This window comes from Spiroplasma monobiae MQ-1 (genome assembly GCF_002865545.1).
In the GTDB taxonomy this organism is placed as follows: domain Bacteria; phylum Bacillota_I; class Bacilli_A; order Mycoplasmatales; family Mycoplasmataceae; genus Spiroplasma_A; species Spiroplasma_A monobiae.
The window spans coordinates 699,307-717,683 of record NZ_CP025543.1 but is presented as its reverse complement, the minus strand read 5'-3'; the positions used below and the strand labels follow the sequence as shown (position 1 = coordinate 717,683).

The 18,377-nt window shown below is 28.0% G+C and carries 17 protein-coding genes and 1 riboswitch; of the genes, 16 read left to right on the top strand and 1 reads right to left on the bottom strand.

Features of this window, described 5'->3' with window-relative positions; all coding sequences use genetic code 4:
- The first annotated feature begins 15 nt into the window (after positions 1–15).
- The 4 genes from ptsS to phoU are packed head-to-tail and all read left to right on the top strand — an operon-like array spanning position 16 to position 4,900.
- Positions 16–1,203 carry a phosphate ABC transporter substrate-binding protein gene (gene ptsS, locus SMONO_RS03365; protein ID WP_158637911.1) on the top strand — a complete coding sequence of 396 codons (1,188 nt, stop codon included), beginning with the start codon at positions 16–18 and terminating at the stop codon, positions 1,201–1,203.
- Positions 1,196–3,325, top strand: a complete 2,130-nt coding sequence (gene pstA / locus SMONO_RS03360; protein WP_158637910.1) for a phosphate ABC transporter permease PstA — start codon at positions 1,196–1,198, stop codon at positions 3,323–3,325. The genes ptsS and pstA overlap by 8 nt, the downstream gene beginning before the upstream one ends.
- 4 nt (positions 3,326–3,329) lie before the next feature.
- Positions 3,330–4,199, top strand: a complete 870-nt coding sequence (gene pstB / locus SMONO_RS03355) for a phosphate ABC transporter ATP-binding protein PstB (RefSeq protein ID WP_101780938.1) — start codon at positions 3,330–3,332, stop codon at positions 4,197–4,199.
- Between the two features lie 11 nt (positions 4,200–4,210).
- Positions 4,211–4,900, top strand: a complete 690-nt coding sequence (gene phoU, locus SMONO_RS03350; protein WP_101780937.1) for a phosphate signaling complex protein PhoU — start codon at positions 4,211–4,213, stop codon at positions 4,898–4,900.
- Between the two features lie 21 nt (positions 4,901–4,921).
- Here phoU and SMONO_RS03345 read toward each other — a convergent pair whose 3' ends face one another.
- On the bottom strand, positions 4,922–5,806 hold the full coding sequence (locus SMONO_RS03345) for a hypothetical protein (RefSeq protein ID WP_101780936.1): 885 nt from the start codon (positions 5,804–5,806) through the stop codon (positions 4,922–4,924).
- Between the two features lie 79 nt (positions 5,807–5,885).
- Here SMONO_RS03345 and ftsY point away from each other — a divergent pair, with 79 nt between their 5' ends.
- From ftsY to SMONO_RS03285, 12 genes are all read left to right on the top strand, one after another.
- The gene (gene ftsY / locus SMONO_RS03340) at positions 5,886–6,872 is read left to right on the top strand and encodes a signal recognition particle-docking protein FtsY (RefSeq protein WP_101780935.1); all 987 of its coding nucleotides are present in this window, start codon (positions 5,886–5,888) and stop codon (positions 6,870–6,872) included.
- On the top strand, positions 6,865–7,188 hold the full coding sequence (gene ylxM / locus SMONO_RS03335; protein WP_158637909.1) for a YlxM family DNA-binding protein: 324 nt from the start codon (positions 6,865–6,867) through the stop codon (positions 7,186–7,188). Before ftsY ends, ylxM begins: the two co-directional genes overlap by 8 nt.
- Positions 7,188–7,952: a TIGR00282 family metallophosphoesterase gene (locus SMONO_RS03330; protein WP_101780933.1), complete on the top strand. Its 765-nt coding sequence runs from the start codon at positions 7,188–7,190 to the stop codon at positions 7,950–7,952. Before ylxM ends, SMONO_RS03330 begins: the two co-directional genes overlap by 1 nt.
- Positions 7,953–7,963: 11 nt before the next feature.
- Entirely contained in the window at positions 7,964–9,730 is a 1,767-nt protein-coding gene (locus tag SMONO_RS03325; RefSeq protein ID WP_101780932.1) for a Pr6Pr family membrane protein, read from the top strand.
- Positions 9,731–9,818: 88 nt separating this feature from the next.
- Positions 9,819–10,184 (top strand): hypothetical protein, encoded by a 366-nt coding sequence (locus SMONO_RS03320; RefSeq protein WP_101780931.1) that lies wholly within the window; start codon positions 9,819–9,821, stop codon positions 10,182–10,184.
- Positions 10,185–10,253: 69 nt separating this feature from the next.
- On the top strand, positions 10,254–11,219 hold the full coding sequence (locus SMONO_RS03315) for a serine aminopeptidase domain-containing protein (protein ID WP_101780930.1): 966 nt from the start codon (positions 10,254–10,256) through the stop codon (positions 11,217–11,219).
- Positions 11,220–11,253: 34 nt separating this feature from the next.
- A riboswitch (SAM riboswitch) is annotated at positions 11,254–11,348 on the top strand.
- Between the two features lie 55 nt (positions 11,349–11,403).
- The gene (metK, locus tag SMONO_RS03310; RefSeq protein WP_101780929.1) at positions 11,404–12,537 is read left to right on the top strand and encodes a methionine adenosyltransferase; all 1,134 of its coding nucleotides are present in this window, start codon (positions 11,404–11,406) and stop codon (positions 12,535–12,537) included.
- A 1-nt stretch (position 12,538) separates the two neighbouring features.
- Positions 12,539–13,198: a copper homeostasis protein CutC gene (locus SMONO_RS03305; protein ID WP_101780928.1), complete on the top strand. Its 660-nt coding sequence runs from the start codon at positions 12,539–12,541 to the stop codon at positions 13,196–13,198.
- Positions 13,194–14,495, top strand: a complete 1,302-nt coding sequence (trmFO, locus tag SMONO_RS03300; RefSeq protein ID WP_101780927.1) for a methylenetetrahydrofolate--tRNA-(uracil(54)-C(5))-methyltransferase (FADH(2)-oxidizing) TrmFO — start codon at positions 13,194–13,196, stop codon at positions 14,493–14,495. The genes SMONO_RS03305 and trmFO overlap by 5 nt, the downstream gene beginning before the upstream one ends.
- Before the next feature lie 32 nt (positions 14,496–14,527).
- Positions 14,528–15,235 carry a hypothetical protein gene (locus SMONO_RS03295; RefSeq protein ID WP_101780926.1) on the top strand — a complete coding sequence of 236 codons (708 nt, stop codon included), beginning with the start codon at positions 14,528–14,530 and terminating at the stop codon, positions 15,233–15,235.
- Between the two features lie 81 nt (positions 15,236–15,316).
- Entirely contained in the window at positions 15,317–17,335 is a 2,019-nt protein-coding gene (locus tag SMONO_RS03290) for a biotin/lipoyl-containing protein (protein WP_101780925.1), read from the top strand.
- A 67-nt stretch (positions 17,336–17,402) separates the two neighbouring features.
- Positions 17,403–18,371, top strand: coding sequence for a 3'-5' exoribonuclease YhaM family protein (locus tag SMONO_RS03285; RefSeq protein WP_101780924.1), 969 nt, complete (start codon positions 17,403–17,405; stop codon positions 18,369–18,371).
- Positions 18,372–18,377: the final 6 nt, after the last annotated feature.

The window sequence follows — 18,377 nt, the reverse complement described above, 5'->3', positions numbered from 1 at the left end:
AGCTAGGAGAAAATTATGAGTAAGAAAATAAGCATAATATTATTGATTTTCATATCGGTAGTATTAGGTCTATGAATATGAAGTGCCGCAGTACCAAAGAATTCAATCACTTTAGGTGGTAGTACTAGTGTGAATCCGTTCATGCAAAAACTTACAAAAAAATACTATGAATCAGATGAACATGCAAATGATTTTATTTACAACTCAACAGGTAGTCAAGCTGGTGTTGGTGGTGTAGAAAAAGAAATGTATGCAGCTGGATTTATTTCTAAAGATATAAATAGTGCTACTTTGAGTAAAGGTAATGACTTTTTAGATTTGTGTGGAGAAGAAAATAGCGGGTCTACACCAACTATTACAAGATGTGGATATGATTCGGAGTTAATACAAAAAGATAGTAGTGTTTCTAAAAGAGAATCATATGTAGCGTTAGAATTTGCAATTGATGCAATAGGTATTATTTATAATGCCCCAGACTATTGAAATGAAAAAATTGATTATAATGGATTATCACTAACTCTTAACGATTTGGCTGATTTTAAAATATCTGATTCAAACGGAACTGGAAAAACTCTTTTAGCAGATATCTATAGTGGTAAAAAACAATGAAAAGACATAGCTTATGTTTTAATAGAACCTTTAAATAAGGAAGAAAGCAAGTCTACCTACAATGCATTCAAAGCGTTGATAGATAGACAACCAGGAACTAAACTAGTAACTTTTACTAGAGAAGATGGATCTGGAACAAGGTCTGCTTTCTCTGATTTAACGGGTATAAAAGACATGTCTTCTTCTAATGTTGTTAATTCAAATGGTTCTATGATTGAAAATATGCAAAGAGCACCAAGTCTTGGATATGTATCAAATGCATTTTTAACACAATTATCTGATGAAGGTCCAATTAAATTGGCTGGAATTGATGGTATGAAATTAGGCATAGGACAAGATGGAAAGCCTAAAGAAGTAAATGATTTCTTTTGATGACCATCAGAATTATCGAGTGATGAATTCATTAGAGAAAAATATACTTTTAAAAGACCTTTCATTTCAATATTCAATTTATACAATAAAAATTTAGATGCTTTGGTAGAGTTGTTTGATTACATTGCTAGCAAAGACTCTGATGATGTATTTAAAAGTGAAGGTTTAGTAAAAGAAATGAAATTCCAGTCTCTAAACAAAAATGGGGGTACTTATGCTTAAAAATAATGCAAAAAGTCTTCCTAAGGCAAAGACTTCAAAAGTGGACTTATCAACTAAGTTCTCCATTATATTTGTTACAACTGTTGTTTTAATGATTTTGGCAATATTGGTTGGATTTATTCTTTACAAAGCAGTTCCTGTATTTAGTGAATTCTCATTCTTTAAATTCTTGTTTTCTGGTGAATGAAAGCCGGGGAGAGATGGAGAAGCTGGCGCAAGTTATGGGTTGGGGAAAATTATTTTATCAACTCTTGTGATGCTATTTATAACTTTATTATTTTCTATTCCTTTAACAATATTTAGTTCATTATTTATTACTGAATATTTAAAAAATAAAACTAAAAAATTTGTAGTAACAGTAATCCAATTATTAGCAGGTATTCCATCAGTTGTGTTTGGTTTATTTGCCTTGGATCAAATAGGTCCTATATTTGTTGCTATGGGTGCTCCATCAAGTGGAAACATGATGACTGCAAGTTTTACTCTTGCTTTCATGGCTCTGCCAACAATGATAACTCTATCAATTAATGCTATTGAAGCCGTTCCCGAGGGACACAGATATGCTTCATTGGGATTGGGTATGACAAAAGAAAAGACAACTTTTGGAGTAGTTCTTGTATCTGCTATGCCTAAAATTATTACTGCAATCATTACTGGTGTGGCTAGAATTATTGGAGAAACAATGGCAGTTATTTTAATTGCAGGTAACTCTTCAAAAGGATTGAACACAGATGATGGTTTTTTTGGATTTATATTCTCTTCAATTAGAACTCTTGCAGGAACAATTGGTTTAGAAATGTTAGAAAACCATGGAAACATTCATGAATCTGCATTGTATGCAATTGGTATGGTTTTATTCTTTATTGTTATTATTATAAACTTACTAATTATTGCTATTGGTAATATAAATAAGAAAAAATCAAAATCAATCAAAAAAGTAAAACACAAAAAAGTTAAAATAAAACAAAATGAATATGAATATGATAGTTATAACTTGAACATTTTAGTTCAAACATATACTGAAAAAAGATTTGGCAAAAAAGCCGAAAGTGCTATATTAAACTTCTTTATGATAAGTTCCACTGCAATAATTGTTGCATTTACAAGTTGAATATTATTAACAGTTACAATTAAGGGGATTGGTGGATTTGATCCTGGTGCCTTTGTTGAAATTGAGGGTCAAAGAAGTGGTATCTTTGCACTAATCTTTACAACGGTATTACTTGTATTGGCAACAATAATCTTTGCAATACCTCTAGCATTAACTGTTGCTATTTATTTAGCAGAATATGCTCATAAGGATAGCAAATTTGCAAAAATCATTAGATTTGCAATTAATGTTCTTGCATCAACTCCAAGTATTGTTTTTGGGGTATTTGGTCTGAGTTTATTTGTTGTAGCAATGGGAATACCTATGTCTGTTTTTGCTGCAAGTTTGACAATGACAATGGTTATATTACCTTCAATGATCACTGCGTTTGAAGACTCTATAACATCTGTTCCTCAACTTTATAAAGAAGCTGCTTATGGGATGGGAATGACTAGAACTGGTGTGCTATTTAAAGTTATCATCCCAAATGCAACTAAAGGTTTGGTTACAGGAACTATTCTAGCTGTTGCTAGAATCATTGGTGAATCAGCTCCGGTTTATCTAACATTAGGTACATCTGTAAGAATGCCAACAGAAGGTTTCTTCTCTTCTGGTGCAACCTTAACAACACAAATATACATGATGGCATCAGAGGGTAATGACCCACACACACTTGGTGTTGCTTATCAAATTGCATTAGTAACAATATTTTTAGTTTTAGGACTAAACTTCTTAAGTAAATATATTGGAGTTAAATTAAATCCAATACATAAAAAAGTGCCATTCAAAGTTAAAATAAAAGCGTTTATTTCAATTTTTACTTGAACAAATATTGAAAAAGCTTATAAAAAAACTAAGAAAGACACCATATCAATCTATAAAAAATGATCTTCATTATTTAATTTTAAAAAAATGAAAATTCACTTTAAAAATGCTAAAACAAGAAATAATGTTATAAAAACTATTAAAGAAGAGGCAAAAAATAATTCTAAAAAAGACATTAAAATTAATGTTAAGGAAAAGGAGGATTAAAAAAATGGCTGTAGATAAAACATTAGAAAACGAAAACAATTCTACTGGTGAGTTAGAACTTTTATCAGAAGAAAAAATATTTCAAAAACCAAAAAAATTACCTTTAAAACAAAGGCCGAATGTAATAGAAATTGAAAACTTTAATTTCTATTACCATGGTGGGAATAAACAAGCTTTATTTAATATAAATATGTCAGTTAAGGAAAATACAGTTACTGCATTTATTGGTCCTTCTGGTTGTGGTAAATCAACTTTATTAAGATCAATAAATAGAATGAATGATCTTGTAGATAACATTGCAATTGATGGAGAAATTAAAGTTCATGGCAAAGATGTTTACGAAAAGGGAACTGATGTTGTTAAATTAAGAACAGAAGTAGGGATGGTTTTCCAAAAAGCTAATCCATTTCCAATGTCGATTTACGATAATGTTGCATTCGGACCAAGAAATCAAGGTATCACAGATAAAAATGCTTTAAATCAAATTGTGGAGGACTCATTAAAAAAAGCAGCGCTTTGAGAAGATGTAAAAGATTATCTTAAAGATTCTGCTCTTGGATTGAGTGGGGGTCAACAACAAAGATTATGTATAGCAAGAGCGATTGCCATGAGACCAAAAATTTTATTAATGGATGAACCAACAAGTGCGCTTGATCCAATTGCAACATTGAAAGTTGAAGAACTTATTTTAAAATTGAAAAATGAATATACAATAGTAATAGTTACCCACTCAATGGCTCAAGCAACTAGGGTAAGTGATTATACTGCATTCTTCTTACAAGGAGAATTAATTGAACACGATAGAACTAAAAAAATATTTACAAATCCAAAAAATCAAAAGACAGAAGATTATATTTCAGGAAGATTCGGATAGGGGGAATAGAGATGTCATACAATAAAATACTAGATAACGATATTAAATCTATTAAACGCGAACTTATTAGATTAGTTGAAGCAACAAAATCTCAGTACGCTAATACATTTGAATCTTTAAAATCTCAAAATTTGGATTTGGCACAAGAAGTTGTTGATGCTGACTTAAAAATTAATGACCTACAAAATAGCTTTACAAAGATGGCTCTATGAAAAATTGCAAAACAACAAATGGTTGCAGGTGATTTAAGATTAGCTGTTGGTGGAGTTTTGGTCAGTCGTGAAATTGAAAGAATTGCTGACGTTGCAAAACACATATGTGTTTTTACTATAAAATATAATCCAGAACCAATTGAAATAGAATATATTTCAAAAATGTTTGACCTTGTAAACACTATGTTGAATATTGTTTCAGCGTTGATTGAAAACTATGATAATGATCAACATCAAAAAGTTTTAAAAACCGAAGAACAATTAAGTGTTGAGTTTTCAAACTTATCAAATATTTTGGCTACAAGAAATTTTGAGGCTAAAAATGAAAAAGAATCAAAAAAAATAATTACAATTGTAAGACAATTAAAAAACCTTGAAAGAGCCGGGGAATGTTTAATTAATATTGAAGAAACACTTCAGTTCATTAGGACAGGTAAGTTTGAAGAATTACAAGAAACAATAATTAATGACTTAGAACCCAAAAAATAAAAAGAACTTTTAAAGTTCTTTTTATTTTATTTTATTTAGAGTTATTAATTTGGCTTTTGTGAATGTTTTATTTGAAAGCGAAATTGTAATTTTATTTTCACTGATATTTTCGATTTTAAAAATATCATCATAATTTTTTACATCACTTTTAAAGAAAGAATGTTTTTTAATTCAATTAAATATTTCCTTTTTAAATATATTTTCATTTACTGAAAAGTTTACATATTTATCAAAATTATTATTTGAAAAAGATTCCGAATCTCTTAAAAAATTAAAGACTATTTTTTTGTCGTTTAAGAAATTTGAATTTAAAACATTATGTTTATTATTTTCTAATTGCTCAAAATCAATAAATTCTCAAAATTCATCAATATCATCTAAATATAATTGATTTGCTGCATATGTATCAAATATTGTTTTGAACTTTTCTTTAAGTAGATCTTCAATTTCAATTTGTATATAGTTATTTTTACTTAAAACTACTGGATTATATTCTAAGAATTTGTTTATAACAAATGTAAATTCATCAATATTATCATAGTTATAAGAAACTAAATTAAATTGAAGAATGATCTTTTCTTTAAGTAAACTTGATCTTTCTTTATCTTTAAATAATACTGTCAATTCACCGTTTTCTAAAGAAATAATCTCATTATCCAAATTATTAAAAATTTCTTTCCCTAATGAATCAGAATAAAAAGTTTCTTTCAATAATTCTTTAACTTCTTCTTCGCTTAAATTAGCAACATTGCTTCTATTTAATGTTTTATAGTATAAAAAATCATCCATTGATGTTAAGTATCTAGAATATTTACTTGATACCTTATTTTCATTTTTAATAGCCGTACTCATGGCCCCTGATACAGTAAGACCTAATGAAAGTCATACTGATAACATCTTCTTCATAATTATCCCCTCACACATTAATATATTCATAATATATTAAATTTATTATACAATTAATAAAGAGAAATGAGGAACTTTTATGGGATTTTGAAATAATTTAAAACAAAGAAGAGAAATTAAAAAAGTGCAAAAAAAACATAAAAAGGACCACAAAAACACTTTAACTTTTTCAAATGATATTAAAAAATTAAGTAAAAATTATAAAGAACCCAATTCAGACTTTTTTGAAGAGTTGGAAAATATTTTAATAAAAACAGATATGGGAATGAAAATGGTATTGGAAATATCAAATGGAGTTCAAAAAAAAGCAAAACCAAAACACTCATTTAATGAAATAAAGGAAATATTGGTTGAAGAAATTTATGACACATATACAGATAGTGGTAAATTTAAAACAGAATTAAACTATAAAGATAATAGATTAAATGTATTCATAATGGTTGGGGTAAATGGTGTAGGAAAAACAACTAGTATTGCTAAAATAGCCAATTATTATTCTGCAATGGGCAAAAAAGTACTTATTGCAGCTGCCGATACTTTTAGAGCCGGGGCAGTAGAACAATTGCAAGAGTGGTGTGATAAAAGGCTTACAAATGTTGATTTAATAAAATCAACAAACGGTTCCAAAGATCCTGCAAGTGTTGTTTTTGATGGGATTAAAAAAGCTGATGAAGAAAATTATGACCTATTATTAATAGATACAGCGGGTAGATTACAAAATAAAGACAACTTAATGAAAGAGTTGGAAAAAATGACTAAAATAATTCAAAAGAGCGTGAATGATGGTCCACATGAAAGATTATTGGTTATTGACGCTCAAACGGGACAAAATGGAATCAGCCAGGCTAAGGCATTTGCAGAAACTACAAATGTTAGTGGTATAGTTCTTACAAAGATGGATGGAACAAGTAAGGGTGGAATTGCTCTTGCAATTAAAGACATTTTAAATATACCTGTTAAGTTAATAGGTACAGGAGAAACTGTTAATGATATAGAAGAGTTTGATGTAGATAATTATATTTGAGAGTTAACTTCAGACTTTATGGAAGATGGTAAAAATGATTAATCAAGATATTCAAAAAACAGCAGATTTAGCTGAATTATATGATTACTATAAAAATCTTTTAACAGAGAAGCAATCACAATACTTTGAACTCTATTTTTTTGAAGATCTAACATTACAAGAAATTGCTGAAGAATTTGGGGTATCAAGAAATGCTGTTTATGATAGTGTAAATAAAACTTCAATTTCTTTAATGGATCTAGAAGATAAATTAAATTTAAAAGCCAGAAATACTAAAATTAAAGATATTTTAGATAAGGCTAAAACTAACAATATATCAATTGAAGAATTGGTAATGGAAGTGGAGAAAAACCTATAATGAATTTTTTAATAATAGGAGATGTTTATTCTAAATCCGGAAGAGATGTTTTAGAGAAACACTTAAAAAACATTGTTGAAGAAAAAGATATAGACTTCATAATTGTTAATGGAGAAAACATAAGTCACGGTAAAGGTATAAACAAAAATCATTATGATTTTCTTAAGAATTTAGGGGTTAATGTCATTACAACTGGAAATCATATTTTTAAAGTAAAAGAGACATTAGATTTTATAGAAACAGTTGACGATTTGTTAAGACCGGCAAATATGAATTCTTATAATATCGGTATCGGGACAAACGTTTATGAATTCAATGGTAAAAAAATAAGGGTATCTAATTTAATGGGAAAAAGTTTTATGGAACATGTTAACAATCCTTATGAAGTTATGGACCAAATAATTAAAGATGATAAAAGTGATATTCATATAATTGATTTTCATGCAGAAGCAAGTGCAGAAAAGCTTGCTTTTGCCTGAAATTATGATGGAAAAATAACTGCGTTAGTAGGAACTCACACGCATGTTCAAACAGCTGATGAAAGAATACTTCCAAATGGAACCGCTTTTATAACTGATTTAGGAATGACAGGGCCAATTAACTCAATAATTGGAGCTAATCCAGAAGAAGTTATTTTTAAAGAAAAAACAGGATTACCAACAAAATTCAAACCTTCTGAGAATGAAGGTTTACTTTGTGGTGTAATTATTAAAGTTAATGAAAAAAACAAAGCCACAGAAATAAAGAGGCTACAAATAAAATAGGAGGATTTAAAATGTTTTTAAATAAAAATGATTGAAAAAATTGAAAAACATACTATAAATTGATCGGTTCAGTTACTATTTTTGCAATTTTAATAGGTGTTTTTTGCTATTACCTAATTCCTGGTATGGGAGAAACTGGTAAATGAGGAATGTGAACAAATAAAAATGAAGAAGGAAAAGTGGGCGATGTATTCACTTATGCCGGAAATGATGTAGTTTGAGTATTAACTTTATTCTTTGGATATTTCGCAGTACAAACAGCATGTTTATCTGCTGTTTGATTATTCAAAAACTTTCTAAAGGGTAACGAAGAAGGTAAAAATTCATGATTTACAGGAAACAAGTTTTCTTTAGCTTTAGTATCATGATCATCAATTAATATTTTATTATTCTTAATTGTATTTATTCCAAATGCAATTATAAATAAAGTTGCATTTGATAATATGGAAATATCAACTTTATGATGAATTGTTAACTCATTTCTTTACTTGGTAATTCCAACAATTATGATTGCATACTTCATTTTTGGTTACAATGTAAAAATCACAGATGATTTAAGAAAAATTTACACAGTTAAAAATTTATTGCTTTGAGCAATTTACCCATTAATATATTTTGTTATTATAATTTTTAGAGCTCAAATATATAATTCTACTTGAACAGTAGATGCTGAGTACTCAAACCAAATGAATGTTTGAGTTTATAGTTTTTTAAATTTTAATGGTGAAAACAAAGAAATTTGATCACAAACTTTAATGATAATTGCGATATCTTCAGGTATATTGGCTCTAATGCCTTCATTAATTTGGTTATCAACAAAAGGATTTGAAACAATTAAATTCAGAACAAATTCACCATCACAAGATACTGAATTTGTAATCTTAAAAGAATTTAACTTTATGAGTTTGGCTGACTGAAAAACAGCAAAACACTACTTCAAAATGGCTATAGCATTGATGACTGTAATCTTAATGATGTACACTATTTCAACGGTTTATAAATCAGGTAGTTCAGAAACTGCAAGATATGTAAGGTATATTAATAAAAATGGTGAAATAACTGCAGTTGGAGGAGACTTAACAACTGCTCTAGGATTTATGTTTGGTATGTTTACATTCCAATCAAACTTATTGGTAATGATTTGATTTGTTCTTGTTTTCATAAAGGGTGGAAACGAAGACAAAGGATCTTTCACAACATATTATTGATCAATGGCTGTGTCAGTTTATATTACTGTTACATTTATAATATTTAACTTCCTAATGTTACCAACAGTTCACAAAAATGGAGCTGTTGATGGTGGTGAAATGAATGCTGCTTGATGGGCGATGAATATGATGTTACACACAGTGGCGCCACTATGTATGATTTTCTACTTTGTATTTTGATATAAAAAATCAAACTACGGTACAACAAAGGAATTATTTACAAGTAAAAAAATACTTTGAATATTATCATATCCAGTTGTTTATGCACTAGTTATTGTTGTAAGGGGAGAAATACTTTATTTAGCTTGAAATAATAACTATGGTTTTGCAAAAGCCGCATGAATATGACCATACCCATTCTTAAATATTAGAAACACAGGGTGAATAACAGATAATATGCCTGGTTATGTTTCATTGATAGTTGCTGTATTTATAATTGCTGGAATAATTTTTGGATTTAGTTCTGCTTATAACGCATCAATTGTTTCTCTGGAAAACAAAATAAATAATAAAGACAAGAAAAAAGTTAAAAATAGCAAAAAAAGCACAAAAACAGTAAAAACTAAATAAATCACTTATAGGTAGTTTATATAGTATTTTTAACAAAAATTGTGTATAATAATGTTATTAAAGAAATAACCTTATAGGAGATGACGACATGAAAAGACATGATAAGCTTAGAAACTTACACGAAGCATTGTTTGCTTTAGATAAAGAAGTTAAAAATGTTTGTAGAGGTCTAGAACAAAGACTTAAAACAGCTGCAAAATACAGAGATACATACGAAAGAATTTTAACTGAAGTTGAATTTGAACGTAAAAACGAAATGTATGGTAGATCTACAATTTATGACTTTGAACGTATGAGAATTAACCTTGAGCAAGATGCTGGTAACGTTATATATGAAGCAATAAACGTTATGGGTAACGATGAGTTCATTATTAGAAAACAAAACGTTATCTTCGCATTTTGATTCATGGGACAATTTGATGTTTATGCATTAGATTTATCACACGGAGACTAATATACATTTACAATATTAAACACTTTAAAAAAAGTGTTTTTTTTATTTATAATTAGAAAAGGTGATTATATGGAAATTGGAAGTGCAGTTTGAGATTTACTTAGCATTATAGTTTATGCAATAATAGGAACATTTTTATTTATATTCGCTTTGGCTTTAATGGCTAGAATTGTTAAGTTTAATAAATTAAAATTTAAAAAAGCAATAGTCATTAAAAGTGAATTAATTAAAAAGAAAATGTTTAAAACAAGTGACGGATATGAACTTAGATGATTTGGAGAAATAGATTCAAATTCCGAATACATAATAATAGGTATCCATGACATATTTAGAAATAGAAAAGATTTTGATAAAATGGATTTTTGATTAAAAAAGAATAAAAAATCTAATTATTCCTTAGTATCTTTTGATCAAAGAAATTGTGGTGAAAATTTATATGAAAATCAGTTTCATTTTGGTACAACAATCTCTGATTTAAAAGAGATAATAGATGAATTAAGTGAAATAAATCCAAAAGCAAAGATTGTTCTATTAGGAGATGGTTTTGGATCAACTATTGCTTCATTTTTTTCAAACGAAGAAAAAGTTTATAAAATTATTGCAAGTTCATTTAGGCTTAACAGTCCCTACAAAAAGACTTTTGGGTTTTATGTGAAATTGTGATGAGGAACTCTTTTTAATGCAGATACAAAGCTTGTAAGCGCAATTAATGGAGCTGATTTAACCGATGATAAGGATTTTTCTAAGAAACTGGAAGATGAGAATACAACAAATAACTTTTTAAATACAAGAGATTATTATCTATGAAAAAAGGCTAATAGATTAAATGTGAAAAATATAAATAAATCTAATAGCAAAGTTTCATTACTTATAGCCAATAATGATTTTTATTGTAACTCCAAAAATATAGTTAAGCTTTTATCAAAACTAGATAAAGAAAAGTATAATTTAGAAACAATAAAAGGTAAAAAGCACTACCTATTAAATACAAAAGATTCAGAACAAATATTTGAATTAATACTCAAAAACATATAAATATTTGTTATTATTACTTTAGAAAACTGAATAATTCTTATTAAGAACCACAGAGAGAAAATAACTCAAAGAAGTGGTAGCAACCTATTTAATTAGGTGCTCAAATAAAGGGGAAACCAACGATGAGACTTTAAAACTTCTCTTTTGTTGGAGAGGTTTTTTTATTAAAGAGGAGAAAAATATTATGAGAAGATTATTTACTAGCGAATCAGTTTCAGAGGGGCACCCAGATAAAATTTGTGATCAAATTAGTGATGCTATTTTAGATGAGTGTTTAAAGCAAGATCCAAATTCAAAAGTAGCCTGTGAAACATTTGTTACAGAAGACTATTTATTGGTTGGTGGAGAAATAACTACAAAAGCAAAAGTTGATTATGCAGGTATTGCAAAATGAGTTTTAGAAAAAGTTGGATATAACGATGCAAAAACAGGAATTGATCCAAATAATTGTGAAATTGTAGTAAAAATAAATACTCAATCGCCTGATATTGCAATGGGTGTCGACCAAGAAGAAATGGGTGCTGGAGATCAAGGTATCATGTTTGGTTATGCGAATAATGAAACAACAACTTATATGCCTTATTCAATTCAAGTCGCTCATGATTTAGTGCATATAGCTTCTAAATTAAGAAAAGCAAACGCTTTTAAATGAGCACAACCCGATATGAAATCTCAAGTAACTATGGATTATACAAATGAAAATAACCCAAGAATTGAAACCATCCTAATGTCTATTCAACATGATGCAGAATATAATAAAGAAGAATTTGAAAAGTTTGTAAAAACAAATATTATGGATGTTATTGCAAAAAGATATAATTTGAATACAGATTTTAATGTTCTTATTAATCCCACAGGAAGATTTGTTATAGGTGGACCAAAAGGTGATACAGGACTTACAGGAAGAAAAATAATAGTTGATACATATGGAGGTTACTCACGCCATGGTGGTGGAGCTTTTTCTGGAAAAGATCCAAGTAAAGTGGACAGAAGTGCTGCTTACATGTGTAGATATGCAGCTAAAAATATGGTTGCTGCAAAATTAGCTGATAAAGTAGAAATTCAAGTAAGTTATGCAATTGGAAAATCAGAGCCAGTTTCTGTTTTTATTGAAACATTTGGAACAAACAAAGTTTCAATGGATGTTATGTATAAAGCTTTAAAAGAAAATTTTGATTTTAAAGTAAGTTCAATTATAAATAAATTAGAATTAAAAGAACCTGTTTATTTTAGAACAAGTAAGTATGGACACTTTGGTAAAAAGGAATTTAGTTGAGAAAAATTAGACAAAATTAGAGAACTAGAGGAATATTTATAATATGTTATTAGAAGTCATCGCCAAAGATGTAAGAGATATAGAAATAATTAATAATTCAAAGGCAAATAGAATAGAATTTTGCAAAGAATTAACAGTTGGGGGACTGACTCCTGAAAAGGAAGATATAATAAGGGCTTGTGAAATCTCAAAATTGCCATTAAACATAATGGTTAGAAATACATATAAAGACTTCTTTTATAACAAAAAAGAAAAGAATGAAATGCTAGAGCAAGTTGAATTTATTTCAAAAACAAAAGCAAACGGAATTGTCATAGGGTCTTTAAATAAAGATCTAACTATTGATGTGGAATTTTTAAAAGAAGTAATAAAAATTAAGAAGAATTTAGAAATAACATTCCACAAAGCTTTTGATGAGGTTGAAGATTTTGAATTATCTTATAAAGTTCTAAATGAATTAGGTATAACAAATGTTTTAACTAGCGGTGGGAAAGATATTTTAAAAGGAAAAGAAGTTATTAAAAATCTAGTTTCACTAAATTTAAATACTAAAATTTTAATTGGTGGAGGAGTAAATCAAGAAAACTTCTTAGAATTAAATCAAATTTCAAAGGATATTCATGTTGGAACTTGCGTTAGGGATAATTCTAGTTGAGATGAGCCGGTTAATAGTGAAAAAATAGACAAACTTTTGGAGAATTAAAATGAAAGTTACAATTATTGGTGCTGGACTTGCTGGTTGTGAAGCTGCTTGACAGCTTGCAGAAAATGGTGTTGAAGTTCATTTATATGAAAAGAAAAAAATTCATAAAAATGAAATTCAAACTTTAGAAACATTTGCTGAATTGGTTTGCTCAAACACTTTCAGAAGTGTATCTACACAAAATGCAGTTGGTATATTAAAAAAAGAGCTTGAATTATTGGGTTCTTTTATTTTAGAATGTGCTTATAAGACACAAATACCTTCTGATGATGCTCTTGCAGTTGACAGAGAACAATTCTCAAAATTAGTCGATAAGAGAATCAGAGAACATAAAAATATTAAAATTTTTGAAGAAGAGTTTCTAGATTTGGAAACTGATGAATTAGTTTTGATTGCAACAGGACCGCTTTGTTCTGAAGAATTTAAAATCAAATTAGAACAAATTCTAGGTAAGCAAAAATTATTTTATTTAGATGCATCTGCACCTATTTTAGAAAAGAGCTCAATTGATTTTTCAAAAGTATATTATAAATCAAGACATCAAAATGATAATAGTTATATTTGTATTCCTCTAAACGAAACACAATTCAATGATTTTCATAATAGATTGATTAATGCAGAACAAGTTAAATTAAAGGACTTTGAACAAGAAATCTTTTTCAAAGGTTGCCAACCAATAGAACAACTTGCAAAGACATCTAAAAAGATACTTTTAAGATCGGCAATGTCTCCAAATGGTTTAACAAACGAAGAAGGAATAGAACCATATTCAGTTGTTCAATTAAGAAGGGATGATGCAATTGATAATCTTTATAATATTGTAGGTTTTCAAACAAATTTAACTTGAAAAGAACAAAAGGAAATATTTTCAACATTACCAGGTCTTGAAAATGCAGTTTTCAGAAGATTTGGAGTTATGCACAAAAATAACTTTATAAACTCTCCGAAAATACTTAATAATAAATTGCAAATGATGAGAAAGAAAAATATTTTTTTTGCAGGTCAAATTACTGGAGTTGAAGGGTATATTGAATCTTTTGCATCTGGTTTGGTGGCTGCAATGGGTATTTTAAGTGTAATTAATAAGCAAAAATATAAACCATTACCCCAAGAAACTGTTATCGGGAGCTTAATTGGCTACATAACAAATCCTAAACACAAAAAACTAAAACCTATGAAATCGAATATGGGATTAATAAAAATTGATTTAAATATAAAATTTGAATCAAAGAAAGAGAAAAATGAATATATTTACAAAAATTCTTTAGACACTATAAAAAAACTTTACTCAATTTAGATTATAAAATCACTATAAATGGAGGTACTTTTATGTACAAGAAGAAAAAAGTGTGAGCTACTATAGGTTCTAAAATTGTTACAAACCTTTCTTATTACAATGATGTTGAATTTTCAGAAGATGAGGTATTTGAACTTATTGCAAATGATGAATATCTTCTTGATGACTCTGAAGAAATTTACGGGAAAAAACTAATTAGTTTTTTAATAGTTTGAAATCTTATAAGATTGAAAATTATAGAATCAAAAGAGAACTATAGAGAAGGGCAATTACATAAATGAGCTTTTAAACCCGAAGATTACATGGAAATATATATATTGTTGGATGAAACAAAAGAATACATTGATGCTTTTGATAATCTTAAAGACGGAACTGCCAAAACTATAAAAATGATAGAATTTTTTGAAGAAAGTCTTATTGAAGAAGCAACAATTGAAGCTTTATTAGAAGATTTACTTATAACCATGATATATTTTGCTATTGAAAAACCATTGGGTCAACACACAAATCTATTTATATATTTAATATCAAATGCAATGCTTTTATATAGAAATTTAGGTCCTATATTTTTGAATACTAAATCTGAAATGATGGATTTATCAAAAATGATTTTAGTATTAATTTCTCAATGTAAAGGTTTAAGGATGGAACACTTTAATAGGGCAGATATGTTTCAAAAAGTATTTAAAAAACTATTGGACATATCCGAATCAACTAAACTAATGTTAGATGCTATGTAAAATTTTTTAAATACTCCTATAAAGTAGTGTAAAATAAAAAAGTATAGTGTTTGGGCAACACTTTAACTGAAAGGGCTATTTATGGAAAAAATCAAGTTTAAAAACGCCAAAAAATATAAGGGTATTGTTGAAAAGGTTTTAGTAAAAGAAGGACAACCAGTTAAAAAAGATGAAGTTCTTGCTTTAATTTCAACACAATTAGAAAAATTTGAAATAGTATCTACTATTGAAGGTGTTATTAGAAATATTTATGTAATTGAATCGTTAATAGTTTCACATGGTGATACTGTTTTTGATATATTTTCAGAAAAAGAAATAAATAGCCTATTAAAAAAGCCATCGAATATTAATGATACTTTAAAAGATGGATTAAATGAATTTGGTTATCTAGAGAAGTTAATAAATGAACCTAGCGAAGAAAAAAAACAACAATATAATGAAACAATTAAAACAGATGAATCATTAACAGAAGAAATTTCTAGTTTAGAATACCTAAAAAGTGGTGATTATGAAGAAGTTGGTGTAACAAAATCTTTTGATCAAATAAACGAGGACTTTAAAATAAATTCTATTGAAGAAAAATTTGAAGCAAAAAAAGATGATAGAAAATATATTGAGGTTTCTGAATCATTAACAGAAGAAATTTCAAGTTTGGATTTTTTGAACATCAAAGATGCAAAAGAAGTTAGCGAAAAAAATGCGATTGACGAAATTGTTGAGGATTTCATAAATGAAAGTAATAATGATTCTGATAAATTTGAAGCGCCCGTATTTACTAAAAGTGAAAATACACTAGCTAAATTAGATATCAAACCAATAACCGTCTCTGACTCAATAACAGAGGAGTTGGCAATTAATCATGCTTTAGTTTTTGAAGATGAAAAAGATAAAGAAATATTTTTAAATCATGACCCAAAAGTTTCTGAAACTCAAGTTTTAGAAAAATTATCAAAACACAAGTTTTTATCTAAATTTACACCCGAATCAGAAGGAAGAGCTGTTGAAAGTGGAGTTTTAGAAACTGAAAATAAAGAACAAGAAGATCTGAAAATAGAAGAAAATAAAGAAGTTATTGAAAACTTAAGAGCTGAAATTAATAAGGAAAAAGAAGAGTTGGAGAAAAGAGTTGAAGCCGATAAAGAAGGATTCAACCATGAAGGACCAAAATTTGATTACTTGTATGAATTTCATGAAGAAAAAATTGAGGAATTGGAGAATCAAATTCATACAATAAAAGAACAAGAAGAAGAACTTGAGTTTAAAATAAAAGATATTGATTCAAAAATTAACCAATTCGGAGATAAATTAAAAAAATCTACTCAAGAAGTGGATATGAACCAATTTGAAGATAAATTTAAAGAGGTTAGTGAGAAAGTGTCTAGTTTCATTTCTAATACTAAAGAAGAAAGCTCAAAAACTATTAGTTCATTATTGGCTAAAGTGGAGGAAAAAATAAAAAAACTAGATGAAAAAATAAAAGAAGTGTCAGCGATGCCTCTAAACCAAAATAAAAATGGGGGAAGTATAACTGAAAAAACAGTTGTTGTAGATAAAACAAATGTTGGCCACTTCTCATTTAAGTTGGACATTACTGCTTTAATAAGTTTACAAACTTTAATGATTGAACCCTTGCAAGAACAAGGAGCAGATTTGGAGCTAAATGCTTTTTATGTAAAAGCTCTTAAAAAGACTTTATCTAAATTTAATGAATTAGATTCAAATAATTCATTAGTTAGATTGATTAAAACTAATGGTGTTGAATTTAAAGACACCGTTGTTAAAGTGCAAGAAGATTCAAGTATCTTAAATATTTCTAAAGAAATTGAAAAAAATGAATCTAAAAATAATGAAGAAGTTAAGGTTGCAATTTATGATCTTTCAAACTTTGGAATTGATAATGCAAGTTTCGGATTATCAAAAGAGTCACTAATTTCAATTTACATTTCATCAATTGCAAATTCATTTAAAGAAGATGGTAATTTATCTAATTTTGTAAAAGTAAATTTTGCATTTAATCAAAATGTTTTAGAACCAGAAGATGCAATTGTTTTTGGAAAAGAATTTATAAGTATATTAAAAAATCCAGGATTTTTAATATAATAAGAAATAAGCACTAATTAATAGTGTTTTTTTTGTTAAAATTAAGTTATCTTTGAGGAGTGCAAATATGATTAATCAAATTAATGCTGACAGTAAACTAGTAACTTTAATAGCTAGAATAGAAAAAACTATATTATCAACAGGAAATAATGGATCGAACTATTTGATCTTAAACTTAGTTGATATGTCTGGGAGAATAGAAGCTAGACTTTGAAATTCAACAGATAAAGATTCAGAAGAATTAAAAAATGGAGAAATTGTTAAAATTGAAGCTGCAACAAATGTTTACAGACAACAGTTACAATTAAAAGTTAACTCTTATGAAATAATTAAAGAAGAAGACTTTGCAAAACACGATATTAAAGAAGAGATGTTTAGCATTAGTGCACCTATAAATGTTGATAACAACTATGAAAAATTAATAGATTTCATTGAAAGTATAAAAAATGATATTTACAGAACATTAACTTTATCAATAATAAAACAATATGAAGTTGAATTTAAAACTTATCCTGCAGCTGTAAGTATTCACCATAATGTTATTGGTGGGCTTTTCTGACATAGTTACTCTCTTTTAATGGGGGCAAAAGCCATTAAAGATGTATATAAATATGCCGAAATTGACTGAGAATTAGTTTATTGTGGGGCAATACTTCATGATATTGGAAAAGTAATTGAAATGGATGGTAAAAATGCTTCTGAATATACTGATGAAGGAAGATTGCTGGGTCATATTTCTATAGGGAATACTTTCGTTTCCAACAAAGCCATTGAACTAGGTTATAAAGACAGTAGAGAAGTATTGAAATTACAACACGTTATATTATCGAGTCATGGTAAAAACGAATATGGATCACCAGTAGAACCAAATTTAATAGAAGGTGTAATAATATCTTCTTTAGATGCAATGGATGCAAGAATTTACAAAATTAACGATGAACTTGCAAAGGTTGAAAAAGGTGCTTGAACCGGAAGAATTCTTTCTGAAGAGGGAAGAAGTTATTTAAATCACTATGATAAAAAAGAGTCTAATTAGACTCCT